Source organism: Microbacterium sp. Cr-K32, assembly GCF_000708345.1.
GTDB lineage: Bacteria > Actinomycetota > Actinomycetes > Actinomycetales > Microbacteriaceae > Microbacterium > Microbacterium maritypicum_A.
In genome coordinates, this window is the sequence record NZ_JARD01000012.1 from 135,812 (window position 1) to 158,853 (window position 23,042).

The 23,042-nt window shown below is 66.6% G+C and carries 25 protein-coding genes; 11 read left to right on the forward strand and 14 right to left on the reverse strand.

The window, feature by feature from the left end:
- Nucleotides 1-8 precede the first annotated feature (8 nt).
- The 3 genes from GZ64_RS0104990 to GZ64_RS0105000 all read left to right on the forward strand — a co-directional run bounded on the left by GZ64_RS0104990 (nucleotide 9) and on the right by GZ64_RS0105000 (nucleotide 2,434).
- Entirely contained in the window at nucleotides 9-764 is a 756-nt protein-coding gene (locus GZ64_RS0104990) for an SGNH/GDSL hydrolase family protein (protein WP_021200582.1), read from the forward strand.
- A gap of 31 nt (nucleotides 765-795) precedes the next feature.
- Nucleotides 796-1,542 (forward strand): formylglycine-generating enzyme family protein, encoded by a 747-nt coding sequence (locus GZ64_RS0104995; RefSeq protein WP_029265372.1) that lies wholly within the window; start codon nucleotides 796-798, stop codon nucleotides 1,540-1,542.
- 79 nt (nucleotides 1,543-1,621) lie between these two features.
- Nucleotides 1,622-2,434, forward strand: a complete 813-nt coding sequence (locus GZ64_RS0105000; protein ID WP_029265373.1) for an arginase family protein — start codon at nucleotides 1,622-1,624, stop codon at nucleotides 2,432-2,434.
- Between the two features lie 7 nt (nucleotides 2,435-2,441).
- Here GZ64_RS0105000 and GZ64_RS0105005 read toward each other — a convergent pair whose 3' ends face one another.
- Nucleotides 2,442-3,767 (reverse strand): MFS transporter, encoded by a 1,326-nt coding sequence (locus tag GZ64_RS0105005; protein WP_029265375.1) that lies wholly within the window; start codon nucleotides 3,765-3,767, stop codon nucleotides 2,442-2,444.
- A 77-nt stretch (nucleotides 3,768-3,844) separates the two neighbouring features.
- Between GZ64_RS0105005 and GZ64_RS0105010 the strand changes: the two genes are divergently transcribed.
- Nucleotides 3,845-4,213: a VOC family protein gene (locus GZ64_RS0105010; RefSeq protein ID WP_029265376.1), complete on the forward strand. Its 369-nt coding sequence runs from the start codon at nucleotides 3,845-3,847 to the stop codon at nucleotides 4,211-4,213.
- A gap of 47 nt (nucleotides 4,214-4,260) precedes the next feature.
- Nucleotides 4,261-5,319 carry a GNAT family N-acetyltransferase gene (locus tag GZ64_RS19655; RefSeq protein WP_081859678.1) on the forward strand — a complete coding sequence of 353 codons (1,059 nt, stop codon included), beginning with the start codon at nucleotides 4,261-4,263 and terminating at the stop codon, nucleotides 5,317-5,319.
- On the opposite strand, the gene GZ64_RS0105020 is transcribed toward GZ64_RS19655, so the two are convergent.
- On the reverse strand, nucleotides 5,316-5,849 hold the full coding sequence (locus GZ64_RS0105020; RefSeq protein WP_029265379.1) for an AAA family ATPase: 534 nt from the start codon (nucleotides 5,847-5,849) through the stop codon (nucleotides 5,316-5,318). The two genes, GZ64_RS19655 and GZ64_RS0105020, sit on opposite strands and share 4 nt — an antisense overlap.
- Before the next feature lie 44 nt (nucleotides 5,850-5,893).
- Nucleotides 5,894-6,295, reverse strand: a complete 402-nt coding sequence (locus GZ64_RS0105025; protein WP_081859679.1) for an HIT family protein — start codon at nucleotides 6,293-6,295, stop codon at nucleotides 5,894-5,896.
- 221 nt (nucleotides 6,296-6,516) lie between these two features.
- On the opposite strand from GZ64_RS0105025, the gene GZ64_RS0105030 reads away from it, so the two are divergent.
- Entirely contained in the window at nucleotides 6,517-7,386 is an 870-nt protein-coding gene (locus GZ64_RS0105030) for a class I SAM-dependent methyltransferase (RefSeq protein WP_029265382.1), read from the forward strand.
- 39 nt (nucleotides 7,387-7,425) lie between these two features.
- Here GZ64_RS0105030 and GZ64_RS0105035 read toward each other — a convergent pair whose 3' ends face one another.
- Genes GZ64_RS0105035 through GZ64_RS0105045 form a run of 3 tightly spaced genes read right to left on the reverse strand, consistent with a single transcriptional unit; the run spans nucleotide 7,426 to nucleotide 10,706 of the window.
- Entirely contained in the window at nucleotides 7,426-9,783 is a 2,358-nt protein-coding gene (locus tag GZ64_RS0105035) for an ATP-binding cassette domain-containing protein (protein WP_029265383.1), read from the reverse strand.
- 30 nt (nucleotides 9,784-9,813) lie between these two features.
- Nucleotides 9,814-10,224, reverse strand: a complete 411-nt coding sequence (locus GZ64_RS0105040) for a VOC family protein (RefSeq protein WP_029259226.1) — start codon at nucleotides 10,222-10,224, stop codon at nucleotides 9,814-9,816.
- Between the two features lie 5 nt (nucleotides 10,225-10,229).
- Nucleotides 10,230-10,706 (reverse strand): helix-turn-helix transcriptional regulator, encoded by a 477-nt coding sequence (locus tag GZ64_RS0105045; RefSeq protein WP_051667854.1) that lies wholly within the window; start codon nucleotides 10,704-10,706, stop codon nucleotides 10,230-10,232.
- Nucleotides 10,707-10,810: 104 nt separating this feature from the next.
- Between GZ64_RS0105045 and GZ64_RS0105050 the strand changes: the two genes are divergently transcribed.
- The gene (locus tag GZ64_RS0105050; RefSeq protein WP_021200570.1) at nucleotides 10,811-11,407 is read left to right on the forward strand and encodes an HdeD family acid-resistance protein; all 597 of its coding nucleotides are present in this window, start codon (nucleotides 10,811-10,813) and stop codon (nucleotides 11,405-11,407) included.
- Nucleotides 11,408-11,477: 70 nt separating this feature from the next.
- Here GZ64_RS0105050 and GZ64_RS0105055 read toward each other — a convergent pair whose 3' ends face one another.
- Complete coding sequence (locus GZ64_RS0105055; protein ID WP_021200569.1) at nucleotides 11,478-12,242, reverse strand: SDR family oxidoreductase; 765 nt, start codon at nucleotides 12,240-12,242, stop codon at nucleotides 11,478-11,480.
- A gap of 122 nt (nucleotides 12,243-12,364) precedes the next feature.
- Between GZ64_RS0105055 and GZ64_RS0105060 the strand changes: the two genes are divergently transcribed.
- The 4 genes from GZ64_RS0105060 (at nucleotide 12,365) to GZ64_RS0105075 (ending at nucleotide 15,057) form a co-directional block, all read left to right on the forward strand.
- Nucleotides 12,365-12,838, forward strand: coding sequence for an NfeD family protein (locus GZ64_RS0105060; RefSeq protein ID WP_021200568.1), 474 nt, complete (start codon nucleotides 12,365-12,367; stop codon nucleotides 12,836-12,838).
- An 8-nt stretch (nucleotides 12,839-12,846) separates the two neighbouring features.
- On the forward strand, nucleotides 12,847-13,776 hold the full coding sequence (locus GZ64_RS0105065; RefSeq protein WP_029265385.1) for an SPFH domain-containing protein: 930 nt from the start codon (nucleotides 12,847-12,849) through the stop codon (nucleotides 13,774-13,776).
- Nucleotides 13,773-14,549 carry a glycerophosphodiester phosphodiesterase family protein gene (locus tag GZ64_RS0105070; RefSeq protein ID WP_029265386.1) on the forward strand — a complete coding sequence of 259 codons (777 nt, stop codon included), beginning with the start codon at nucleotides 13,773-13,775 and terminating at the stop codon, nucleotides 14,547-14,549. The genes GZ64_RS0105065 and GZ64_RS0105070 overlap by 4 nt, the downstream gene beginning before the upstream one ends.
- Nucleotides 14,550-14,673: 124 nt before the next feature.
- Entirely contained in the window at nucleotides 14,674-15,057 is a 384-nt protein-coding gene (locus GZ64_RS0105075) for an RNA polymerase-binding protein RbpA (protein WP_021200565.1), read from the forward strand.
- On the opposite strand, the gene lnt is transcribed toward GZ64_RS0105075, so the two are convergent.
- The 7 genes from lnt to GZ64_RS0105110 are packed head-to-tail and all read right to left on the reverse strand — an operon-like array spanning nucleotide 15,054 to nucleotide 23,039.
- Nucleotides 15,054-16,586 (reverse strand): apolipoprotein N-acyltransferase, encoded by a 1,533-nt coding sequence (gene lnt / locus GZ64_RS0105080; protein WP_021200564.1) that lies wholly within the window; start codon nucleotides 16,584-16,586, stop codon nucleotides 15,054-15,056. The genes GZ64_RS0105075 and lnt overlap by 4 nt on opposite strands.
- A gap of 1 nt (nucleotide 16,587) precedes the next feature.
- Nucleotides 16,588-19,062, reverse strand: a complete 2,475-nt coding sequence (locus GZ64_RS0105085; RefSeq protein ID WP_029265387.1) for a DEAD/DEAH box helicase — start codon at nucleotides 19,060-19,062, stop codon at nucleotides 16,588-16,590.
- Nucleotides 19,059-19,817 (reverse strand): twin-arginine translocase subunit TatC, encoded by a 759-nt coding sequence (gene tatC / locus GZ64_RS0105090; protein ID WP_029259222.1) that lies wholly within the window; start codon nucleotides 19,815-19,817, stop codon nucleotides 19,059-19,061. The genes GZ64_RS0105085 and tatC overlap by 4 nt, the downstream gene beginning before the upstream one ends.
- Nucleotides 19,818-19,874: 57 nt before the next feature.
- Nucleotides 19,875-20,111, reverse strand: a complete 237-nt coding sequence (gene tatA / locus GZ64_RS0105095) for a Sec-independent protein translocase subunit TatA (protein ID WP_021200561.1) — start codon at nucleotides 20,109-20,111, stop codon at nucleotides 19,875-19,877.
- A 44-nt stretch (nucleotides 20,112-20,155) separates the two neighbouring features.
- Entirely contained in the window at nucleotides 20,156-21,139 is a 984-nt protein-coding gene (locus tag GZ64_RS0105100) for a helix-turn-helix transcriptional regulator (RefSeq protein WP_029265388.1), read from the reverse strand.
- A complete protein-coding gene (locus GZ64_RS0105105) occupies nucleotides 21,136-22,128 on the reverse strand; it encodes a helix-turn-helix transcriptional regulator (RefSeq protein WP_029265390.1) in 993 nt (330 codons plus the stop codon). The genes GZ64_RS0105100 and GZ64_RS0105105 overlap by 4 nt, the downstream gene beginning before the upstream one ends.
- Entirely contained in the window at nucleotides 22,128-23,039 is a 912-nt protein-coding gene (locus GZ64_RS0105110; protein ID WP_029265391.1) for a hypothetical protein, read from the reverse strand. Before GZ64_RS0105110 ends, GZ64_RS0105105 begins: the two co-directional genes overlap by 1 nt.
- Nucleotides 23,040-23,042: the final 3 nt, after the last annotated feature.

Here is a 23,042-nt window from a genome sequence, read left to right on the forward strand (position 1 = left end):
CTGGGACGATGGCAGATGTGCGGTTCGTGGCGATCGGCGACTCGTTCACCGAGGGGGTCGGTGACGTTCTTCCGGATGGGCGGGAGCGCGGCTGGGCCGATCTCGCGGCCCAAGGCTGGGCGGACGCGGCGGGCCACTCCATCCAGTACGCGAACCTCGCGATCAGGGGCAAGCTCGCCTGGCCGATCGTCGAGCAGCAGCTCGAACCCGCGCTCGCCCTGCGCCCGACGCATCTCTCCTTCAACGGCGGTGGCAACGACATGCTGCGCCCGCGCACCGATGTCGAGCACATCGCCGATGCCTTCAGCCGAGTGCTGCGGCGGTGCGATGAGGAGGGCGTGACCATGATCCTGCTCTCGGGTGCCAATCCCAGCGGGCAGCTCCCGATGGGCTCCCTCGTCCAGCGGCGCGGCGATCTGCTCTCCGACGCGGTACTCCGGCGGATCGAAGAGCGCCCCGACGTGGTCCGAGCACTCAATTGGCCGGATCGTGAGCTCTCGCGCGGTGCGTACTGGGCGGATGACCGTCTGCACATGAACGCGGCGGGTCACCACCGTGTCGCTGCCCGCGTGCTGCACGCGCTCGGTTTCGAGCCCCCGGCGACATGGTGGGCCCCGAATGATCGACTGGGTACCGGGCCATCGGGGCTCGCCTACTACCGGGAGTTCGTCGGTCCCTGGGTCCGCCGACGCGTGACGCGCACCTCGTCGGGCGATGGCCGCACGGCGAAGTACCCGTCCTGGGTCGAACGAGTGCCCTCGTGATGCGAAGCGGTTCCTCGGTTGCGGGGGATCGGTGAGCGACTTCGAATTGGCGCGTATACCCGCCGGTGTTCTGACGCTGCACGATGCGCGTCGTGACGAGCGGCGTGATGTGACACTCGAGCCGTTCCGGATCGGTGTGTATCCGGTGACGGAGGAGCAGCTCACCGAGGTGCTGGGCATCCCGGTGCGCCACCCGCGTCGCCCCGCCGCCGACCTCAGTTGGTTGCGCGCGATCCACTTCTGCAACGCCGCATCCGAATGGGAGGGCCTGGATCGGGTCTATCTGTTCGATGGCGAGGAGGTGACCTGGGACACGACCGCCGACGGATACCGGCTCCCCACAGAAGCGGAGTGGGAGTTCGCCTGCCGCGCCGGGTCGACAGGTCCGCACTATGCGCCTCTTGCCGATGCGGCATGGACGAGTGCGGACGGGGTGTCCTCTCCGCAGGACATCGGCGGCAAGCTGCCGAACCTCAACGGTCTCTTCGACACGCTCGGCAACGTCTGGGAGTGGTGCTGGGACCTGTTGGATCCCGCCCGTTATGACGACTACCGCGTCTTCCGCGGCGGCGGGTTCGCCGACGACGCGTGGAGCGTGCGGGCATCGGTGCGCCGCGGGGGCGCGCCGCGCATGCATCACGAGGATGTCGGGCTCCGACTGGCGCGGGGTGCGTTCGACACGGTCGACGGTGCACAGGGCTGGTCCGCGCGCGCGGACCGCGAACGTGCTGTCCGGAATGGACCGTTGCCTTCCGGATGGACGCCTCGTCGGAGCTGAGACGCCGGTACCGCGCGGCCGCCGTGTCCGCATCACTCCACGTTTTGTCCTGACATCCCGCGGATGGAAAGCTGGGGACATGGCACCTTCCTACGCGCTCATCGTCTCCCAAGGCCGAGTGGCCGATCGCACCGACGGAGCGCTCGTGGGGGCACGACGCGTGGGTGACGCGGTCTCGGCATTGCTGGAGATCGAACCGCACGTCGTCGGTACCCCGACACCGGGCCTGGTCGATGACTGGTCCGTCGCGCTTCCCGAAGCGGAGGCGACTCTGAGCGGATTGCGCGCAGCGGTGCACGACGCCATCTCTACGGGCGCGACACCCCTCCTGATCACGAACACCTGTGCGGCGAGCCTCGGCACTCTTCCCACTGCTGCCGAGCACCATCCCGACGCCGTCGTGCTCTGGATCGACGCACACGGCGATTTCAACACTCCGGATACGACGGATTCGGGCTATCTCGGCGGTATGGTCCTGGCCGCGGCGTGCGGACTCTGGGACAGTGGGCACGGCGACGGCATCGATCCGACGCAGGTGATCGTGGTCGGCGGTCGCGACATCGACGTCGCTGAGGGTGAGTTGCTCGCCGAAGCGGGGGTCACCGTTCTCGCTCCTTCCGAGAGCACGCCGGAGCGCGTCCTCGAACTCGTCGCCGGACGTCCCGTGTGGATCCACGTCGATTGGGACGTGCTCGAACCCGGGTACATCCCCGCCGCCTACCGGGTCGGAGGCGGGTTGCTGCCTCACCACGTGGCGGCGATTTTCGCGGCGCTGCCGTCCGACTCGGTCCGGGGGATCGAACTCGCGGAGTTCGAAGCCGGCGACGACGAGGTGCCGGAGCGCGTCAGCGTCGAGCTCATCGTGGAGACGCTGCAGCACCTGCTCCGATAGGGTGCGCTCAGCGCCGACGTTCCGGATCGAGGCCCATCCGGATGCGCGTCCGCTTGCGTTCGATGAGGATGAACACTGTGCCGATGATCCAGAGGGGGATCGGCATCAGGAACGCGATCCGGAAGGCCTCGAGCGAGTATGTCTCGGGAGTGCCGGCGCCCTGCAGGTCGAGTGCGAGGCCGATGAGGAAGATGGCGATGAGCGCGGCGATGAACCCTCCCGCGTTCGTCACACCGGTGGCGGTGCTCAGACGGTGGGTGGGGTTGTGCGTCCGCGCATGGTCGAACGCGATCATGGAGGCGGGCCCTCCGGTCGCGAGGGCGATCGCCAGCACATAGAGGAGCCAGATGGGCGCGGTGTCGGGCACAGCGATGACAGCGACCCACGCTGCCATCTGCACCCCGACGGCGGGGAGCACCAGCGCGAGCGACCGGTGATTCGGAAGCCGCCGGGAGAGGTCGCCGATGAGGGGTCCCAGAAGCATGCCGGCCACGACATATACGGAGATGATTCCCGCGGCGTGGGCCGTGTCGAGCCCTTCCGCCGCGGTGAGGAAGGGCATTCCCCAGAGCAGCACGAACGCGGTACCCGCGAACGGGGTCGTGAAGTGCGACCAGAAGGCCAGCCGCGTGCCCGGGTGTGCCCAGGCGGCACGTATGCCGACACCGGTATCTATGGCGGAGGTGACGACGCGGACGACACCGGTATCGGTGTTCACCGTGACGTCGGCGCCGCGCTCTGCGGGATGGTTGCGAATCACCAGCGCCACGAGGATGGTGAACAGCACACCGAGGCCCGCGATGCTGCCGAAGGTGATGGTCCAGTTGGTGGCGTGCAGGAGTGCGGCCACCGGGACCAGGGCGATCAGCTGGCCGGCTTGACCGATGATGCCGGTGAACTGGACCATGAGCGGCCCGCGTTGGGCGGGAAACCAGGTCGCGACGAGTCGTAGCACCGCGGGGAAGATCGCGGCATCACCGGCACCGAGCAGGACGCGCGCGAAGATCGCGATGCCGATGCTGGGGGAGAGGGCCATGGTCAGCTGGCCCGCGGCCATCAGCAGCATGCCGACGGTCATGATCGGGCGCGAGCCGAAGCGATCGAGGAGCACTCCGATCGGGATCTGCATTCCGCCGTACACGGCGAGTTGGACCACGGCGAAAAGAGCGAGCGTCGATGCATCCGCCTGGAAGCGGTCGGCCGCTTCGACGCCGACAGCGCCGAGCGATGTGCGGTTCGTGATGGCCAACACGTAAGCGGCGACTCCGACCGACCAGATCACCCAGGCTCTCCACCCCGGTGTCGAGACGGGGGAGGGAGAGACCTGCGGCACGCCTCAACGCTACTCCTCCGCGGACGCGCATTCGGCGACCTCCGCTCGATGTCGGTCGGGGTCGCTACGGTGGCGCCATGACCAGTTCCCCTTTGCACCACTCACTCGACTACATCGAGCTCGTCGTCACCGATATGGAGGCGTCGAAGCGCTTTTTCGGTGACGCCTTCGGCTGGAGCTTCAACGACTACGGCCCAGGATACGCCGGGATCGTGTCGCCACGAGGAGACGGCAACGAAGCCGGTGGTCTGATGCTGGCCGACGAGCCGCGTCCCGTCGGAGGTCCGCTCGTACTGCTCTATTCGGAAGACCTCGACGCCACGAAGGCGGCTATCGAGAAGGCCGGCGGAACGATCCTCCAAGAGCCGTACGCGTTCCCCGGCGGCCGACGCCTGCACTTCGCCGACCCGACGGGCACGGAGCTCGGAGTCTGGTCGACGCAGTAGGAATCAGCCGTGGCTTCGCCGGTGTCGCGCGTGCGACGATTGCCGGTATGGCGGACATCGTGGCGGGTGACATCCCCGAGGACATCGAGAGATGCGTGGACGTCTGGATTCACGCGCTCCGGCACCGTGACGGGGATGTCGACTCCCGCTCGATCGCCGATCGCATGCGAAAGCTGTTCGATGGCCATGTCCTCCGGTTCGCGCTCACGGGGGAGCCTCTGGCGGGTTTCGCTCTCACCACGCCGAAGACACACGACGAGACGACGGCCGTGTTGGAGCGGATCGCCGTGATGCCGTCATCCGCCGGGCAGGGACATGGTCGTGCCCTGCTGCGCGATGCGATTCAGTATTCGACGGGTGCCGGCTTCTTCAGCCTCGAACTCGCGGTGCGGCGAGGGAACGCCGCCATCCAGCTCTACGAATCGGAGGGGTTCGCGGCGGTCTCGGAGCCTGTCCCGCACCCGCTCGGCGGCGAGCCCATGATCACCTACCGCCGTGATCTCGTCGATCGGCACAGCGGAGCGATCGCGGGTACCTCAGGACTCAGCGTTCCGCGGGTACAGGGCCCCGAGATCGTTCTCCGACCTTTCGAGGAATCTGACATCGATGCCGTGTTGGAGGCGTCCTTCGATCGTTCGATCACCGACGTCACCACCGTTCCCATCGTCGCTGATCCCGGGCTAGCCGGCGCGTGGCTGGTCCGGCAGCACGAGCGGGCAGCGAAGGGCATCGGCTACTCGTTCGCGATCGAGGCGAACGAAGAATGCGTGGGGCAGATCGGGCTGTGGCTTCGTGACCGGGACCAGGGTCGAGCGACCGTCGGCTACTGGATCCGACCCACGCGACGCGGCGAGGGATACGCCTACAGCGCGCTGCAAACCCTCACGGAATGGGCGTGGCACCTCGCCGATCTGCATCGTCTGCAGCTGCACATCGATCCGACGAACGGGCCCTCGCTCCGGACTGCTGAGAAGGCGGGCTATGCGCGCGAAGGGTTGCTTCATTCGTGGCAGAAGATCGGCGATGAGCGCCGGGACATGCTCGTGTACAGCCGACTCCGGTCACCGTGGCCGATTGCTGATCCGGCGGCTGAGGAACCGGCTTAGTCGACGATGCGGTGGCCGAGATCTTCGAGGATCATCGTCACGAGTTGATCGGTGGTCGTCTCGGGGCCGACCCGTCGCTCATCGAACCAGGGGAGTGGTTGCCACCCGTCGTGCCATCGGCGGATCTCGTCCTCCCCGAAAGCGTTCGCGAGAGGCCTTCCGGCATGGCGCCGAATCGTCTCTTCGAGGCCGACGTCGAACTGATAGATTCCTGTCGTTCCGCGATGGTCGAGGTACAAGCTCTCGAAGGCTTCGGCGTAGTCGCGCAGATTGAAGATCCCGTCGAGGATGACGTCGTAACCGAGGTCCAGCGCCTGCCGGGCGGCGCCGACGATCAGGATGCTCGCCGCTCGAGAGCGTCTCAACCGGTTGGGGTCGTGCAGCAGCTCACGGCGGAAGTGGTCTTGAGAGATGACGGCGACCCGTTGACCTAGTGCCGGTCGCAGTGCCCTCGCAGTCGTCGTCTTCCCCGATGCGGCGTCGCCGCGCAGGATGACGAGACGCGTGGAGCCACTGCCCGTGAGAGTCATCGAACCATCCTTGCAGCGCCCGCCAGGCGGGTCGAGTCCGGCGATCAATCGAGCGAGAACGGCATTCCCAGCACGGCCCTGAGTCTCGACGCGAATGTCTCGCGACGGCCGGGATCCACCCACTCCGCGTCTCCGTGTCGTTGGTACAGCCGATCGTCGGGAAAGCGGGGGAACACATGCACATGCAGGTGCCAGACGTCCTGGTCTCCTGCGGGCTCATTGTGCTGCCGGATGGAGGTCCCCTCGCATCCGTAGGATGACCGGATGCCGATCGCCACCCTCTGCGTCAGATCCCACACCGCGAAGCCGTCCTCCGGTGACAGGTCGTAGATGTTCTCCACGTGCGTCCGCGGGATGACGAGGACCGCTCCGGGGTTCCCCGGCCACCACTTCGGCGCGATCCGCGCGAATGCACGGTCGGTGACGGCGACCACGTCGGACGGCATGCTGAGTTGGTCGTACAGACCCTGTTGGAATTTGCAGAACGGACACGCATATCCGGGCGGCTCGTGGGTGGCTGGATACACGCACCGATCATCGCACGGGGGAGTGCTGGTACCGGGAGCTGCATCTGTCACCGGTGGCGCTGACGATCTTCTTAGCTGACATAATGTGCATTATCGGCTATCTTTCGTGATCCGAGAGCGGTGATCGATAGGCTCGCCTCGTGAACGGAAGCAACGTCGACATCGACTGGGAATCTGCGCGACGCGCGAATCAGGAGAACTGGGAGGATCGCGTCCCGGTGCACACGGAAGCCTATGGGCTCGCTGCGTTCGACGATCCCGCGCATCTCAGCGACGTCGTTCGCGACGACCTCGCGACGATGACCTCGTTCCTTCCTGCGGACGGTCTGTCCGGCCTCGATCTCTGTCACCTGCAATGCCACATCGGCACCCACACGGTCTCCCTGGCTCGCGCCGGTGCGACGGTGACCGGCGTCGATTTCTCGCCGTCTGCGCTCCGTGCGGCGACCGACCTCGCCGCGCGTCTGGGTATCGATGCGACGTGGGTGCAGACCGATGTGCTCGATGCACGGGCTGCAGTCACCGGTGACTTCGATGTCGTGTACACGAGTATCGGGACGATCAGCTGGCTCGACGACCTGGATCGGTGGGCGGCGCAGATCGTGCAGCTGCTGCGTCCGGGCGGGATGTTCTTCATCCGCGACGGTCATCCCGCCCTGTATGCGCTGGATGAGGACGCGGACACCTTGACCACGCGCTATTCCTACTTCGCGACCGGTCGCGCGCAGCAGTGGGACGACGACAGCACGTATGCCGGCGACGGTCGTATCGACCACGCCCGCACTTACGAGTGGCCGCACCCGTTGTCCGAGATCCTCGGCGCGCTGCTGCGTGCAGGGCTCAGACTCGTCCACTTCGATGAAGGCCGTACGCTGCCGTGGCGATTCAGCGATCGCATGGTCGAGGTGTCCGGCGGCTACGCCTGGCCCGAAGCCGAGCGGGACCTGATCCCCTGCACGTACACGATCATCGCGCGCGTCGACGGAGGCGGAGCCGCCGGAGACGCGTGATGGTCGGAGTGCGGGCGCGGGCACGCGCTCCGACCATTCTCACGCTCCGACGTACTGCGCGAGGTGCTCCCCCGTGAGTGTCGATTTTTGGGATACCAAATCCCTCGGCGTCCCCTCGAAGACGATCCTGCCACCGTCGTGTCCGGCTCCCGGCCCGATGTCGATGATCCAGTCCGCGTGCGCCATGACTGCCTGATGGTGCTCGATCACGATCACGGTCTTGCCGGCATCCACGAGTCGATCCAGCAGTCCCAGGATCTTGTCCACATCGGCGAGGTGAAGGCCGGTCGTGGGCTCGTCGAGCACGTAGACGTCGCCCTTCTCCCCCATCTGGATCGCGAGCTTGATGCGTTGGCGTTCGCCACCGGACAGCGTCGACAGCGGCTGCCCGAGTGACAGGTAGCCGAGTCCCACGTCTTCCATCCGCCCGAGGATCGCCGTGGCGGCGGGCAGCTTGGCCTCCCCGTCGCTGAAGAACACCCGGGCCTCGGAGACCGGCAGATCGAGCACCTCGGTGATGTCCTTGCCTGCGAGCTTGTACTCCAGCACCCCGGCCTGGAAGCGCTTGCCTCCGCAGTCCTCACAGGGAGTCTCGATCGTGTCCATGAAGCCGAGCTCCGTGATGATCACACCCGCGCCCTTGCACGAGGGACAGGCGCCTTCGGAGTTCGCGCTGAAAAGAGCCGGCTTCACGCCGTTCGCCTTCGCGAAAGCCTTGCGGATCGGCTCGAGCAGTCCCGTGTACGTCGCCGGGTTGCTTCGCCGGGAGCCCTTGATCGCGGCCTGGTCGATCGCCACGACTCCGTCGCGCTTGGACACCGACCCGTGGATGAGCGAGCTCTTGCCCGAGCCCGCCACGCCCGTCACGACGGTGAGGACCCCCGTCGGGATGTCGACATCGACGTCCTGGAGGTTGTTCGCCGTGGCCCCGCGCACTTCGATCGATCCGGTTCCGGAGCGCACTGCCTCCTTGAGCTGGGCCCGATCCTCGAGGTGGTCACCGGTCTTGGTGCCGCTGGCCTTCAGCCCCTCGACCGTGCCCTCGAAGCAGATCTCCCCACCGGCGCTGCCCGCACCAGGCCCCAGATCGACGACGTGGTCGCCGATCGCGATGGTCTCTGGCTTGTGCTCGACGACCAGCACGGTGTTGCCTTTGTCCCGCAGCTTCAGCAGCAGGCCGTTCATGCGCTGGATGTCGTGCGGGTGCAGACCGATCGTCGGCTCGTCGAACACGTAGGTGATGTCGGTGAGCGATGACCCGAGGTGCCGCAGCATCTTGATGCGCTGCGCCTCTCCCCCGGACAACGTGCCCGACGGACGCTCCAGACTGAGGTATCCGAGGCCGAGCGTCACGAAGGCGTCGAGATTGGCGCTGAGCGCCTGCAGCAGCGGGCCGGCTCCGGGGAGATCGAGTCCCCGGACCCAATCGGCCAGGTCTGTCACCTGCATGCGGCACGCTTCGGCGATGCTCACACCCTCGATCTTCGACGACCGCGCCCCCTCGGTGAGCCGCGTCCCATCGCACTCCGGGCAGACGGCGAACGTGGCCACGCGCTCCACGAAGGCCCGGATGTGCGGCTGCAGCGCGTCGAGGTCCTTCGAAAGCATCGACTTCGTGATCTTCGGGATGAGACCCTCGTACGTCATGTTGATCCCGGAGATCTTCACCTTCGTGACCTCGCCGTAGAGGAAGAGGTGCCGCTGCTTGTCGGTGAACTGGGAGATCGGCTTATCCGCGGGATAGAAGCCCGACTGGGAGAACCCCTTCACCATCCATCCGTCGGCCGTGTAGCCGGGCACCATGATGGCACCGTCGTCGAGAGACTTCGACTCGTCGACGATCTGGGCGAGATCGAGGTCGGACACCGCTCCCCTGCCCTCGCATCGCGGACACATGCCGCCGAGGTAGATCGCATCCTTCACGATCTTCTTCTCTCCACCCGGGCCTGTCATGACACCGCTGGCCTTCTGCGTCGGGATGTTGAACGAGAAGGCGGTCGGTCCGCCGATATAGGGCTGCCCCAGCCTGCTGAACAGGATGCGGAGCATCGCGTTGGCGTCGGTGACGGTGCCGACGGTCGATCGGGGGTTCGCTCCCAGACGCTCCTGGTCGACGATGATCGCCGTGGTCAGACCCTCGAGGATGTCGACATCTGGACGGGGCACCGACGGCATGAACCCCTGGACGAAGGCGCTGTAGGTCTCGTCGATCATGCGCCGCGACTCCGCCGCGATCGTGTCGAAGACGAGCGAGCTCTTCCCCGAACCAGACACGCCGGTGAACACGGTCAGACGGCGCTTCGGGATATCGACGCTGACGTCCTTGAGATTGTTCTCGCGCGCACCCTGTACGCGGATCAGGTCGTGGGTGTCTGCGGGGTGCTCGTCCGTGGTCATCGGCGTCTTTCGTGGGATCGGTGGAGAAGGTCAGGCGGCCTGGTTGATACGCAGCAGGTTGCCTGCAGGATCGCGGAACGCGCAGTCGCGCACACCGTAGGGCTGATCGATGGGCTCCTGCACGACATCGGCTCCACGTTCGACGAGACGCTCGAAGAGGGCGTCGACGTCATCGCTGGCCAGCGTGAGGGCCGCGTAGCTGCCCTTGGCGATCAGCTCGAGAATCGTCTGACGCTCGGCGTCCGTGATGCCCGGATCGGTTGCCGGCGGGTGCAGCACGATCGATGTCTGCGGCTGACCCTCGGGCCCGACGGTGAGCCACCGCAGGCCGTCGTACCCGACATCGTTGCGCACCTCGAAGCCGAGGGCGTCGCGATAGAACGCGAGGGCCGCTTCGGCATCGGTGTGCGGGAGGAATGCGTAGTGGATGCTGATGTTCATGGTGTTCACGTTAGGTGCGCATCGGTGCGCGGCGCTTCTCGATTCCTGATCGGTCTGGTCACGTGCTTGGCCTGGAACGAGGGGATTCCCTCGACGCTGGCAGCGCGTTCACGGTACACGCTGGGTGCGACACCGACCAGCTCGGAGAATCTCGTGCTGAACGTGCCGAGTGAGGAGCATCCCACCTCGAAGCACACTTCCGTCACCGTCAGGTCTCCGCGCCGCAGGAGCGCCATCGCCCGCTCGATCCGTCGGGTCATCAGGTAGGAGTACGGGGATTCGCCATAGGCCTCACGGAATTTCCGGCTCAGGTGTCCTGCGGACATGTGCACCCCGCGCGCGAGCGCCTCCACATCGAGTGGTCGCGCGTACTCCCGGTCGATGCGGTCTCGGACTCTCCTCATCACGGTGAGTTCGCGGAGGCGAACTTCGTCGACGTCGGTCACGACTTGATCTTGCCATGTCCCCGGAAGTCGCGGCATGACGGAACGAAACGCGGAAGACGGCTTCTCCCCCGCTCCGGCCCGGCGGAGCGCTACCCTGAGGGTGCATCCTCACAGGATCTTCTCAGAAAGGGGTCCCCACCATGTCTGAACCACTCACGGAGGCCAAGTCGTTGTTCAAGTCGATCCGCGTCACGCTGGCCGTCGCCGGTGTGCTGGCGCTGCTCGCCGGAATCGTCCTCCTCGTCTGGCCGGTGAAGTCCGCGGTCATCGTGACGGCGATCTTCGCCACCTACCTCATCATCGCCGGTCTCGTCTACGTCGGACTCGGCATCTTCTCGAGCGCGAAGGGCGGGTGGGCGCGCGTCGGTCACATCGTCCTCGGCCTGCTCTACATCGCTGCCGGTGTCATCGCGTACTTCAACCTGAATGCCGCCGCCGCCACGCTCGCCTTCGTGGTCGTGATCTTCATCGGCGTCAGCTGGATCGTCGATGGGATCGTCGCGCTCACACTGCTGGGCAGCGACGGCTCGCGCGTCTGGACCGTCCTCTACGCGATCCTGAGCATCGTCGCGGGAATCATCGTGTTGTTCTCGCCGCTCATCGCCGGCTTCGCGTTCTGGCTGCTGCTGGGCATCTCGCTGGTCGTGCTTGGAATCATCCAGATCGTGCGCGCCATCACGCTCGGTCGAGACGAGAAGGAATACGTCTCCGCCGTGCAGGGTGGAGCGACGAGCTGATCCTCTCGGTCTGAAAACAGAACGGCCCCGTCCCGCAGCGTGCAGGACGGGGCCGATCTGTGCGCCCTGGCTACTCGGCGGCGAAGGCGCTCACGTCACCGACGAGGCGCGTGTTGTCCGCCGGTACCGGGTCGATGACGGCCTTGGCGACCTCGGCTGCGAACTCCGAGACGTTGTAGAGCTTGCCGGCCGATTCCCGGCGCTCGGCGATGGCGCCCGGGTTCGCGCGCTCGAGCAGAGTCGCCGTGATCGTTCCTTCGATCATGTCGCCCGAGACGACGGTGAACCCGATCCCCTTCTCGGTCAGTCCGGGGATGAGCTCGCGGAGCGCGTCTTCCCCCGCCCGCTTCGAGAGTGCCACCGGTTCGTACTCCGGCATGGTCGGCGTGGTCCGGATGAAGTGCGCCTGGTGGCTGGTGACGAACACGACGCGCGCGCCGTCTCCGAGCAGGGGCGTCGCCGCGTTCAGGACGTTGAGCTGGGCGTCACGGTTCAGCGCGAGGGCGTAGTCCTCGGCCATGCCGGATTCCATGCCGCCGGAGGCGTTGAGCACGAGGACGTCGAGCCGCCCGTATTCGGCGCGGATCGCCTCGAACATCTCGGCGACGGATGCCTGGTCGGTCAGGTCCGCGCCGACGACGAGAGCGCGACGGCCGAGCTCGCGGAGCTGGGCGGCAAGCTTCTCTGCACGCGGTGCCTTGTTGCGGAAGTTGATGACGACGTCGGCGCCTGCCTCGGCGAGGTAGCGCACGGTGTCGGCGCCGATGCCCCGCGATGAACCGGTGACAAGAGCGACCTTGCCGTCAAGGGATCCTGCGGGAAGAACGTCGGTCACGGTGACTCCTCATGATGCGTGAAAAAGCCGTGATCGCACGGCCCTCTCACACTATCAAGCGCGCGCTGTGGCACCCTGATCCGTCGGTGCCCGCGTGATACGTTGACCACAAAGGAGGCCGCATGGACAACTTCACGACATTCGTCACGTTCATCGACCAATGGGCATGGATCGGCTGGCTGGTCCTGATCGCCGTCTTCCTCGTCATCGAGATGCTGTCGCTGGACTTCACCTTCCTGATGCTGAGCTTCGGCAGCGTCGTGGGGCTGGTCACGGACCTGATCGGTGTTCCGGTCTGGCTGCAGGTCATCATCGCCGCGGCCGCCGCCGCGCTGTTCATCCTCTTCCTGCGTCCCCCGCTCCTCAAGCGACTGCGCCGCGGAGAAGATCCGACCAAGTCGAATGTCGACGCCCTCGTCGACCTGCGCGGTATCGCGCTGCACGACATCACTCAGATCTCCGGCCAGGTCAAGCTCGCCAACGGCGACACCTGGACCGCTCGCACCGCCACGCCCGTGCCGATCCCGCAGGGCGCTCCGATCGCCGTGACCGCGATCAACGGTGCGACCGCCATCGTCCGTCCCGTCAACGACTAGGAGAACCCGTGAACGACGCATCGTTCATCCCCACAGCGATCCTGTGGATCCTCGTGATCGCGGTGATCATCTTCGTGGTGGTCACCGTCGCCCGTGCGATCCGCATCATCCCCCAGGCGACGGCAGGGGTCGTCGAGCGCCTCGGGCGCTATCACAAGACGTTGACCCCCGGTCTGAACGTCCTCGTCCCGTTCATCGATCGCCTGCGCCCCCTGATCGACATGCGCGAGCAGGTCGTGTCCTTCCCGCCGCAGCCGGTCATCACCGAGGACAACCTGGTCGTGTCGATCGACACGGTCGTCTACTTCCAGGTCACCGACGCGCGCGCAGCCACCTACGAGATCGCGAACTACCTCGGTGCGGTCGAACAGCTGACCACCACCACTCTTCGCAACGTCGTCGGTGGCCTCAACCTCGAAGAGGCACTCACAAGCCGCGACAACATCAACGGGCAGCTGCGCGTCGTGCTCGACGAGGCCACCGGCAAATGGGGAATCCGCGTCGGCCGCGTCGAGCTGAAGGCGATCGACCCGCCCATCTCGATCCAGGACTCCATGGAGAAGCAGATGCGCGCCGAGCGTGACCGACGCGCCGCGATCCTCACGGCCGAGGGAACCAAGCAGTCGGCGATCCTCGAGGCCGAGGGTGCCCGTCAGGCCGAGATCCTCCGGGCAGAGGGTGACAAGCAGGCTGCTGTGCTCCGCGCACAGGGTGAGGCCGAGGCGATTCAGAACGTCTTCAGCGCCATCCACCAGGGCGAGCCGGATGACAAGCTGCTCGCCTACCAGTACCTGCAGATGCTGCCGAAGATCAGCGAGGGGCAGTCCAACAAGCTGTGGATCATCCCGAGCGAACTCACCGAGGCGCTCAAGGGCATCGGCAGTGCGTTCACTCCGAAGGCGGGCCAGGGCCCGACGAACACGCTTCCGGGCGCGTGACGCACCCGTACTTCTCGAAGACGCGGCATCCCCGAGTCCTCGCCCACCGCGGTCTGATCACCGCGGCAGGCGAGGACTCCGGCGTCTGGGAGAACTCTGCCGCGGCTTTCGCCGCCGCGCACGCGGCGGGCGTCGACTATGTCGAGACCGACTGCCAGGTCACCGCGGACGGCGATGTGGTGCTGTTCCACGACACGACCCTGACCCGTCTGATCGGCGACAGCCGAAGGGTCCACGATGTGCGCACACGCGAACTGCGGACACTGTTCGCCGACCACGGTGGACTCCTGACGGTGTCGGAGGCGCTGGCTTCGTTCCCGGACGTGCGTTTCAACATCGATGTGAAGACGGCCGCAGCCGTCGAGCCTCTCGGCCCGATCCTGGTCGATCACACCCACCGCGTCCTCCTGACCAGCTTCTCCGACGCGAACCGCCGTGCCGCCCTCGCCTCGGTCCTGCGAGCCGGCGCCGCTCTCCGTCCCGCGACGTCGGGAGGGAGCCGGACGATCGCCTCCCTGCGGGGGGCCTCGGCACTCCACCTCTCCCCCGCCCGCCTGCTCCGCGAGATCGACGCGTTGCAGGTGCCCGAGCGCTACGGCGCGCTAAAGGTCCTGACCCCCGCGCTCCTGGGTGCGGCGCACCGGCACGGCGTCGAGGTCCATGTGTGGACCGTCAACGACCCCGAGGACATGCGGCGACTCGTCGGCCTCGGGGCAGACGGCATCGTCTCCGATCGCGCGGATCTCGCTCTCAAGACGCTCTCTCCCCACTGACTCCCGACTCGCCCCATAACCTCCGGCGCTGGGATTAACCTGTGAGTTCCGCCGAGAAGGCGGGCGCGTGGATGAAGCGCACAGGCTGGAGCGTTATACCTGACAGCGACGAGAGGACCACACAATGGCAGATCGCAGCCTGCGCGGCATCCGACTCGGCGCCCAGAGCCTACAGAGCGAAGAGGGCGTCGTTTTCATGGAGCGCCGTGAGACCACCTACACCTGTGACACTTGCGGCCACGTCACGAACCTGATGTTCGCGGCGGATGCAGAGCCGCCCCAGACCTGGGAGTGCCGCGCGTGCGGCGCCGAGGCGCGCTTGAACGTCGACGGTCAGGCCGTCACGCTCGAGGCCAGCGATGAGAAGGCCGCCCGCACCCATTGGGACATGCTCCTGGAGCGCCGTACCCGCGCCGAGCTCGAAGAGCTCCTCGAAGAGCGCCTCGCCTTCATCCGCGCCCGGCGCGGTGCCGGCGAAGACCCGACCCGCGAGAAGATCGGCGCCTAGCGCCTCCTGGCGCGCCACCACCCGACGAGGAGCGCGCCGAGACCGCCCCACAGCAGAATCGCCTGCACCCAGGGGCCCAGTACGACACCCGCCGTGAGGCCGGACCGGAGCTCGACATCTTCGAGCATCGCTCCGGCCTCATCTGCGTCCAGGCTGGTGACCGTCGAGCCGTCCGCGCGGATGACCTGGCTGGTGCCGACCGTGGAGACGTTCACCACGCTGCGGCCCGTCTCGATCGCCCGCATCCGCGCGAAGGCGAGCTGCTGGAGGTTCTCGTCCGTACCGCGGAAGTCGGCGTTGTTGGTCTGGAACACCAGCACCTCGGCACCGGAGTTCAGTCCCTGCCAGATCACGTCGTCGTAGATCACGTCGAAACAGATGGCGAGACCGACGCGCACGTCGCCCACATCCATGATCGGGGGGTTCGACCCCGGCGTGTACTCCCTCTGGATGAGCCCGATCAGATCGGGCGCGAGCGCGTTGAAGAAGGCGCGGTCGGGTACATACTCCCCGAACGGGACAGGGTGACGCTTGTCGTGCAGCTGCGTCGCGGAGCCGTCGGTGTTCCAGAGCATGGAGGTGTTGAAGAAGCGGTCGTCGCGCCCGGTGGCCGCATTCGCCAGCAACGGGGCGTCGATCCGATTGGCGACGAGCGTCATCCGTCGAGCGAGGGCGTCGATCTGGAAGGGGTCGCCGTCCAGTGAGCCTTCGGGCCAGACGAGGAGATCGACATCCTCGCCGTAAAGAGGCGCTGTGGCTTCGGTCTGCGCCTGGATGACGGCGAACGCTTCACGGTCATCGAAGTAGCCGGTGGGACCGTTCCCCTGCACCGCCGCGATGCGCAGGGAACCGCTCGGGGACGTCGGGAAGAGCGGGGTGAACAGCAGTACCGCGAGGACGGCGGCGGGCGCGATCAGAAGGAGCGGACCACGCCATGCACGCAGTCGGACGACTTCGATCAGCATCGCGACGACGAGCACCATCAGGAAACTGAGACCGCTGACGCCGACCCAGGACGTGACGGATGCCAGAGGGCTCTCCGCCTGACTCATGCCGATCCGTGCCCAGGGGAAGCCCCCGTAGGGCCAGGAGCCGATGAACAGCTCCCGAGCGACCCAAAGGGCGGCGATGACAGTGGGAAGCCCCAGGAGACGTCCTGCGGTCCCGGGGAAGGCCTTCGGCATCCAACGGTACGCGAGGGCGATCGGAACCAGGGCGACGGCGGTCAGCACACCTTCCACCACGCTGAGGGCGGCCCAGGGAACAGGTCCCAGGTATCGCGACGTCCAGGAGACGAGAAGCGCGAAGAACAGGATGCCGTAGACGAGACCGACGAGCAGAGCCCCACCGAACCGGCGCCCGATCAGCGCGACGAGCAGAAGCGCGGTCGCGGGGAAGGCGAGAATCCAGATCGCGGCCTCAGGATAGGCCAGGTCCATCACCAGGGCGGCGAGTGCGGCAGCGAGCACGGCGGCCCAAAGTGGCAGGAGGGCGCGCTGCGGCGCTGGTTTCTCGGTCATTCCGTCCATCTCACATCGACGAGTAGGCGACGATGCCGCGACGCACCCCGTCGAGCGCGGCACGAGCCGTACGCGCGAGAGCCGCATCCTCGGCCACGATCGACAGCTGGTCGAGCAGGTCGATCGTCTGCTTGGCCCAGCGCACGAAGTCCCCGGCCGCCATATCCGCATCGACCAGCACTCGGTCGAGCATCCCGCCCCGCGCCCAGGAGTGCATCGCGCCGGCCAGGCCTGCGGCCAGGGGCTCGCTTCCGGGGAGGTGGTGGTCCTGCTCGAGGTCGTCGAGCTCGGCCCAGAGCGTGGTCGTCTTCTCATACGCCGCGCGGAAGGGCCCTCGCGGTAGACCCCTCTCCCCCGTGTTCGCCTCGTCGCGGCGGGGTTCGTACACCAGACAGCACGCCATGGCTGCAAGGGACGGAGCATCGAGGCCGGCCCAGAGGCCTTGACGCAAGGACTCCGCGACGAGCAGGTCACGTTCGCCGTAGATGCGACGCATGGTCCGTCCGGCCTCGGTCAGCGTGGTCTCCCCGTCCTCATCACGTAGATAGTCGAGCGTCTCCAGGACCTCGACGACGCGGTCGAAGACCCGCGCGACGGTCCCGGTGCGTGTCTCGATCTGGCGACGGATGCGATCCGTCTGACGCTTCAACTTCCAGTAGCGCTCCGCCCAGCGTGCGTGCGCTTCGCGGTCGGGACAGCGATGGCACGGGTGACGCTGCATCTGCGTCCGCAGGGTCTGGATGCGCTTCATGCGCTTGTCGCGCGACGCGCGCGGGGCGTTCGAGTCCTGACGGTTCTTCTTCTCGAGGTCGCTCAGCTCGCGTCGGATCGCCGCGTACTCGGGGAAGTCGCCGTGTTCGCACGCCATTGCGCTCTGATAGCCGGCCAGCGATTCCTCGGCCTCACGCACCTGCCGCGCCAGCCCGACGACGGCACGGTCGGCCTGGAACTGGGCGAACGACGATTCCAGGATCTCACGGGCCCTGGGCTTGCCGAACAGGTCGATCAGGTTGACGGCCATGTTGTACGTCGGCCGGAAGCTGGAGTTCAACGGGTAGGTGCGGCGGGAGGCGAGTGCAGCGACCGCCTGCGGATCCATGCCCTCGGTCCACTGCACGACGGCGTGACCCTCGACATCGATCCCTCGGCGTCCTGCGCGCCCGGTGAGCTGGGTGTACTCCCCCGAGGTGATGGCCACCCGGGCCTCGCCGTTGAACTTCTCCATCTTCTCGAGCACAACGGTGCGTGCCGGCATGTTGATCCCGAGCGCGAGCGTCTCGGTGGCGAAGACGACCTTGACCAGCTTGCGCTGATAGAGCTCTTCGACGACCTCTTTGAAGGCGGGCAGCAGCCCCGCGTGATGCGACGCCACGCCGCGCTCCAGATTGTCGAGCCATTCCCAGTAGCCGAGGACGCCGAGGTCCTCCTCCTGGAGCGTGCGCGTGCGCTCTTCGACGATGGCCCGGATCTCGGCACGTTCCTCATTCGAGGTGAGCCGGATCCCCGAGCGGCGCACCTGTTGCACCGCGGCGTCACACCCCACGCGGCTGAAGATGAAGAAGATCGCCGGCAGCAGATTCGCCCGCTCCAGAAGCCGCACGACGTCGGGGCGGTCCATCCGCTCGATCCGGCGGGCATTGGCGGCACGCACCGGACGACGCCCTCCCCGCGGAGGCCGCTTCGCCTGACGGCCGGCATGACGGTCGCTGCGATAGGACTGCGCCTGGCGGTTGTTCTCGTAGGTCGTGCCCGTCGACGAGCGGATCCGCATCAACTCCTGGTTCACCTGCGCCGTGGCGAGACCAGCGCGGTCGTCGAACAGCGGCAGGAGGTCGTCGCGGACGAGCACGTGCTGCTCGAGCGGCACGGGACGGATCTCGGAGACGATCACCTCGGTGTCGCCGCGCACGGTGTCGAGCCAGTCGCCGAACTCCTCCGCGTTCGACACCGTGGCACTCAACGACACGAGGCGGACACGGGCGGGGAGGTGGATGATGACCTCCTCCCACACCGCGCCCCGGAACCGATCGGCGAGGTAGTGGACTTCGTCCATGATGACGTAGCGGAGGTCGCGGAGGGCCGAGGAATCGGCGTAGATCATGTTGCGAAGGACCTCGGTCGTCATCACGACGATCCGTGCGTTGCCGTTGATGTTCGTGTCGCCCGTAAGGAGTCCCACGTCGTCGGCACCATAGACGTCGACCAGTTCTCGGAACTTCTGGTTCGAGAGGGCCTTCATCGGCGTCGTGTAGAACGCCTTGTCACTCGGGGTCTGCATCGCGAGGTGGATAGCGAATTCGCCGACGATCGTCTTCCCGGCGCCCGTCGGCGCCGCGACCAACACGCTCCGGCCGCTCTCGAGCGCGTGACAGCCGGCGACCTGGAAGGGATCGAGCTGGAACTTCTGCAGTGCGGCGAACGCCGTCGACTGCGGGTGCTCCACTGCTTCCTGCGCGCGGGCGTACCTCTCGGAAGGCGAACTCATGCCGGATCCGGCAGAAGCCCTGATGCCTCGTCGCGTTTGCGCTTTCGTCGGTCGAAGATCAGCGAGAGACCTGCGGCGGCGAAGAAGAGGACGATCAGGATGCCCGCGAGCATCAGCATGCTGACGACGTCAGCCGCCGGCGTCGCGAGCGCCGCGAACACCGTGGCGATGATGATCGCGACACGCCATCCCTTGAGGATCGCCCGTCCGGACATGACGCCTGCGAGGTTGAGTGCCACCAGGAACACGGGCAATACGAACGAGATGCCGATCACGATCATCAGTTTGAAGATGAAGTCGTAGTACTCCTGGGCGGAGTAGAGGTTCGTCGCCCCGGCGGGCGTGAAGCTCCACATCAGTTCGATGATGTGGGGCATGATCATGACGCCGAGGTAGCAGCCGGCGAAGAACAGCGGAACGGCGGCCACGACGAAACCGATCGTGTACCTGACCTCCTTGCGGGTGAGACCGGGCATGATGAACGCCCAGATTTGCCACAGCCATACCGGAGCCGACAGGAAGATGCCGATGGAGAAGGCGATCCGCATGCGCATGTCGAACGCGGCCGTGACCGTGCCGAAATTGAGTGCGCTGAAGTCGTCTCCGCGCTTCTCGGCGATGATCCGTACCGGCTCGGTGATGAAGTTGATGATCGGGTCGGCGATGAGGAACGCGACGACCATGCCGACCAGCAGCGCGAGCGCAGCGAACATCAGGCGCTTGCGCAGTTCGACGAGATGCGCGCCCAGCGACATCCGTCGATCCCGATCCGCCTTCGGCATCACGGTCGGTTCGATGGCTGCCACGGCCGGTCAGGCGCGGGGCGGGGTCTCAGGGTCGATTCCCGAGTCCTTCACCGTGGTCGGCTCGGCGGCTGCGGAATCGGTGCGAGCGGCGTCGTCGTCCTTCATCGCCTTCATCTCGCCCTTGAACACGCGCGCGGACTGTCCCATGCTCTTCGCGAGAGCCGGCAACTTGGCAGCACCGAACAGGAGGAGGATCACGGCGAGCACGATAAGCAGGTGCCAGCCTTGCATTCCAGCGAACATGTCAGGATTCCCGTCGTCGGTGAGCGTTCACTCCAGTCTACAGATCAAACCTTTGCTTCGGGTTGGCGATACAGGGCGAGTCCCGAGGCGGCCCAGTCCCTCGCGGCTGCGCGGGCGACACCGGGTTCCAGGACTTCCATCGCTCCGCCGAAGCGCGCAGCCAGCCGCTTGATGCCCCGTGGGTCGGCGAGATGGAGGCGCGCTGTCACGGCCCCGCCGATCACCTCGGTCTCACCGGGGGGAAGGAATCCGTTCAGGAGCGGAGCCAACCGCTCGGCGACACGAACCGTGACCTCGCGCTCATCGTCGAGTCCTGCGAATGCCTCGGGAACCTGATCGCCCGCATGGGTGATCGGGATGTCGGTCAGCGTGGGGGCGCTCACCCGATCGAGATGGAAGGTGCGCATCGCCTGTCGGAGGTGACACCACCCCTGCAGGTACCACTGTCCGTTTGTGATGAGGATCTGCATCGGGTCGACCGTGCGCGTCGTCGGGGCTGCGTCGGGAGCCTGATAGGTGAAGGAGATCGCGACCCCCTCATGAAGTCCGCGGGCGACCGCCTCGCGAACCTCGTCGACGGCGCTCGGAGCGACGACCACATCGGCGGGCGCATCCGCGGCGCCTCGAGAGAGCTTGGAGATCAGGCCGGCGACGAGGCCCGAATCGGAGACGGCGGGCACCGCAGCCACCATCTGCAGACCCGCCAGGAGCGCGGCAGCCTCACGCGCGGTGAACCGTGGGACACGACGCAGAGCGACGTCGTTGGTGATCTCGATGACGTCGTCCAGATCGAGCAGGTCCCAGTTGATGTCGAACATCTCCTGAGGTTGCTGCCAGTAGCCCGATTCCCCGGGCAGACCGATGACGGTGAGCTTCTCGACCATGCTCCGCATCTCCTGCGGAGTCACGCCGAACTCTGTCGCCGCCTCCTGGAGAGAGACCTGCCCGTGCTCGAGGAGGTAAGGGACGAGGGTCAGATAGACCCGCACGCGATCAGCCGCGAGCAGGGGCTTCGCCTTCGCGCTCATTTCGCCTCCTCGACGTCGGTGTGGGCTCGCACGACGGCACGAAGGCGCGAGATCACCGCGTCCCGGAGCAGGGCGGGTTCGACCACTCTGACTTCCGGACCGTACGAGGCGAGTTCATCCGCGAGGATGTGCAGGTCGACGAAGGGGACGTTGATCCCCTGTGCTGCGGATGTGGCCCGTCGTCCCAGGCGCAGTGCGGCCTCAGTCCCTGGCGTGACCTCCAGGAGCGCGGAGTTCTCGGATGCGACGCGTTCCAACCCGGCGAGGGCGCGATCCCCCGCCCCGTCACGCAGCGCGGGGTCGAAGCTCTGCGTGCTCACGCGCACGTCGCCGACGACCCGGCTGAGGAGGAAAGTGCGATCTTCTTCGACGTCGACGTCGATGCCGAAGACATGCCAGCGTGCCTCGTAGTCGACCAGCGCCAAGGGGCGGATACGCCGACGACGAGGCGTGTCCTCGCCGGGCTTCAGATACTCGAACGTCACCACCTTGCACCGCTCGATCGCATCCTGCAGCGGCGAGAAGGCGGCGTCTCGTGCCGTGATGCGCGGCGCGAACCCGATGATCGGTTCGTCGCCGTCGATGCCGAGGGCTCGGATCTTGCGGACGCCGGACTGCGCATCGCCCGAGACCGACTCCGCGCTCCACACGCTGCCGGCGAGTTGCAGCACCGCCAGCTCGGCGGGCGAGAACTCGATGTCGCTGGGGAGATCGTATTCCGCCTGCGGAATGCGGTACCGCGCTTCGCGGAGATCGTTCGGGTCCGCGGCGTCCCCGATGGTCTCGATGGGCACGCCGAGCGAGCGCAGCTCGTCCTTGTCGCGCTCGAACATCTTCTCCAGGGCGTCCGAGCGGGTGCCCGCTTCGGCGCGTTGCCGATAGCCGGAGACGTTGTCGAGGATCTGCTGCTTGGTCAACCCGATCTCCGTGGCCATCAACGCCACGACGAGATTCGTCAGGCGCTCCTCCGCGGGGATCCGGGCGGCCATCACGGCGCAGGCGCCGTCACTGCGCCCAGGATGTCGACGACGATCGCGGTCGCGGGAGTGTTCTCGGCCGCGGGGAACACGACGAGGAGCTGAGAGCCGACAGCGGCGCCGACGAGTTGCTCTGCAGCAACGCTGACGCTGGCATCCTTGCCCCAGGAACTCGTCGTGACCTTCTTGTCGTCCCAGCCGACACCCATGACGTTCGAGACGACGATGTCGCCCTTCTTCACCTTCGGGCCGTCCCCCTTGATGAGCGTCTGGGTGGTGATCTCGGTGGGCGCCGGAACGTCGGGGATGATGATGCCGGGAGTTCCGTCAGGAGCGCGCACCACCGTCGGCATGCCGCGTGCGTCGTTGAACTGGAGCGCTCCCGTGGCCTTCGACGGCATGACGTCGAGCACATCGATCACGGCCACGATGTTCTCGCCCTTGTCGAGGCCGAACGCCTGGACGTTCTGCTCGCCGAAGTCCTCGGGGGTCAGGACGGCGAGGACGCGGCTGCCCTCGGTCGCGCATTCGAGCACGTCCGAGAGCCCCGCGGAACGCTGCGCCCAGTAGTCGATGCTGTGGACGCGGCTCTGGTCGCCGTTGAACTCGGACTGATAGAGCTTCTTGCCGCTGTCGCCGCCGTAGAAGGCGATGTCCAGCACCACCGGCTGGAAGTCCGAGCCCAGCGCGAGCCCGTCGCCGACCGTGACGTCGGCGAACGAGGTCTTGTCGCTCTTCACCGGCCCGAAGACGGTGACGTCCGGGACCGAGCCGAGGTCACCACTCACGTCGGCGACGTTCAGGATCTTGTCGTTGCCCCCGCGATCGCAAGCGGCGACACCGTCGGATGCGGTCGCGGTGCACCCTGTGAGGGCGAGGACGGCAAGGCTGAGAGAGGCCAGAACGGCGGACGTTTTACGCACGCG

Excerpts from the sequence above, each read along its gene's own strand:
- GZ64_RS0105050 (WP_021200570.1), top strand. The coding sequence starts at position 10,811 with ATGTCTGAACCACTCACGGAGGCCAAGTCGTTGTTCAAGTCGATCCGC.
- lnt (WP_021200564.1), bottom strand. The coding sequence starts at position 16,586 with ATGGACGGAATGACCGAGAAACCAGCGCCGCAGCGCGCCCTCCTGCCA.
- GZ64_RS0105035 (WP_029265383.1), bottom strand. The coding sequence starts at position 9,783 with ATGACCACGGACGAGCACCCCGCAGACACCCACGACCTGATCCGCGTA.
- GZ64_RS0105075 (WP_021200565.1), top strand. The coding sequence starts at position 14,674 with ATGGCAGATCGCAGCCTGCGCGGCATCCGACTCGGCGCCCAGAGCCTA.
- GZ64_RS0105025 (WP_081859679.1), bottom strand. The coding sequence starts at position 6,295 with ATGCCGTCCGACGTGGTCGCCGTCACCGACCGTGCATTCGCGCGGATC.
- GZ64_RS0105085 (WP_029265387.1), bottom strand. The coding sequence starts at position 19,062 with ATGAGTTCGCCTTCCGAGAGGTACGCCCGCGCGCAGGAAGCAGTGGAG.
- GZ64_RS0105020 (WP_029265379.1), bottom strand. The coding sequence starts at position 5,849 with ATGACTCTCACGGGCAGTGGCTCCACGCGTCTCGTCATCCTGCGCGGC.
- GZ64_RS0105045 (WP_051667854.1), bottom strand. The coding sequence starts at position 10,706 with ATGCCGCGACTTCCGGGGACATGGCAAGATCAAGTCGTGACCGACGTC.
- GZ64_RS0105060 (WP_021200568.1), top strand. The coding sequence starts at position 12,365 with ATGGACAACTTCACGACATTCGTCACGTTCATCGACCAATGGGCATGG.
- GZ64_RS0105040 (WP_029259226.1), bottom strand. The coding sequence starts at position 10,224 with ATGAACATCAGCATCCACTACGCATTCCTCCCGCACACCGATGCCGAA.
- GZ64_RS19655 (WP_081859678.1), top strand. The coding sequence starts at position 4,261 with ATGGCGGACATCGTGGCGGGTGACATCCCCGAGGACATCGAGAGATGC.
- GZ64_RS0105100 (WP_029265388.1), bottom strand. The coding sequence starts at position 21,139 with ATGAGCGCGAAGGCGAAGCCCCTGCTCGCGGCTGATCGCGTGCGGGTC.
- GZ64_RS0105010 (WP_029265376.1), top strand. The coding sequence starts at position 3,845 with ATGACCAGTTCCCCTTTGCACCACTCACTCGACTACATCGAGCTCGTC.
- GZ64_RS0105000 (WP_029265373.1), top strand. The coding sequence starts at position 1,622 with ATGGCACCTTCCTACGCGCTCATCGTCTCCCAAGGCCGAGTGGCCGAT.
- GZ64_RS0105105 (WP_029265390.1), bottom strand. The coding sequence starts at position 22,128 with ATGGCCGCCCGGATCCCCGCGGAGGAGCGCCTGACGAATCTCGTCGTG.
- GZ64_RS0104990 (WP_021200582.1), top strand. The coding sequence starts at position 9 with ATGGCAGATGTGCGGTTCGTGGCGATCGGCGACTCGTTCACCGAGGGG.
- tatA (WP_021200561.1), bottom strand. The coding sequence starts at position 20,111 with ATGTTCGCTGGAATGCAAGGCTGGCACCTGCTTATCGTGCTCGCCGTG.
- tatC (WP_029259222.1), bottom strand. The coding sequence starts at position 19,817 with ATGTCGCTGGGCGCGCATCTCGTCGAACTGCGCAAGCGCCTGATGTTC.